This is a genomic window from Vibrio sp. Vb1755 (assembly GCF_033338635.1).
GTDB classification, from domain to species: domain Bacteria; phylum Pseudomonadota; class Gammaproteobacteria; order Enterobacterales; family Vibrionaceae; genus Vibrio; species Vibrio alginolyticus.
On sequence record NZ_JAWOTA010000301.1, the window covers coordinates 1 to 1115 of the forward strand.

Below are 1115 nucleotides of genomic sequence, written 5' to 3' on the forward strand. Positions count from 1 at the left end.
GCGTGATACGTGGTAAACGGTATTCCACCGGATCTTCTGCGGTGATGATTTTTTTACCCGGTTCATTGAGCTCACTCAACGCGCCGTAAAGTGTCGTGGTTTTACCCGACCCCGTAGGGCCAGTTACCAAAATCATGCCATGAGGACGAGATAACTGACGACGCAAGCGCGCCAGTAGCTCAGGCGGTAAACCCGATTCTTCTAATGGACGTAAACCTGACGACTGGTTAAGCAGACGCATTACGACCGATTCACCGTACTGAGTCGGTAACGTCGACATACGAATATCAATCGATTGACCACGAACTTTGATGTTGAAGCGACCATCTTGTGGCAGACGCTTCTCAGAAATATCCAAGTGCGCCATCAACTTAAGGCGTAATACCAATGCTGAAGCGATGTTCACTTCGTTCAGAATGGTTTCATGTAGCACACCATCGACACGCTGGCGTAAACGCAGGACTTTATCGTCTGGTTCGATATGGATATCCGATGCACCAACTTGCACCGCGTCTTCAAACATCGAATTAACCAGTTTTACAACGGTGACTTCTTCACTGTCGGCTTCATCGATGCCATAGTCAAAGCTTTGTACGTCTTGGTGCTCGGCTTGTAACTGCTCAGCAAAGGACGCGATCTCTTTGGTACGGCGGTAGTAACGGTCGAAACTGCTGATCAACTGACGCTCAGAGGCAATGATGAACTCAAGGTTGTACTCACCTAGCAAGTTCATTAAAGACTCTTGGGTAAACAGATCCGCCGGATCACTCATCGCAACACGTAAAGTGTCACCATTACGAGCCACCACCATTGCACGTAAACGACGAGCATGCACTTCTGGCAGTATTTGCACCGCATCCGCATCCACTGGAGCGCGTCCAAGATCGATCAACGGTAATCCAAGTTGCTGAGACAAGAACTCCAGCATTTGCTTTTCGGTAATAAACCCGAGGTCAATCAGGGCATCACCTAATTTTTGTCCGGTACTGCGCTGAGCTGATAGAGCTTGCTGGATTTGATCTTCCGATACGATGCCTTCTTCAACGAGTAGGTCACCTAAGCGTTTTCTCAACTGAATTTTCATTGTGCGCTCTCCAGTTGCTTTAAGATGGTTA

1 protein-coding gene is annotated in these 1115 nt (G+C 48.3%); it reads right to left on the reverse strand.

Translation table 11 applies throughout. The annotated features are described in order from the left end of the window. A partial coding sequence (locus R7E00_RS24710; protein ID WP_318124853.1) for a GspE/PulE family protein occupies positions 1-1084 on the reverse strand: 1084 nt, incomplete at its 3' end. Between the last annotated feature and the right edge of the window lie 31 nt (positions 1085-1115).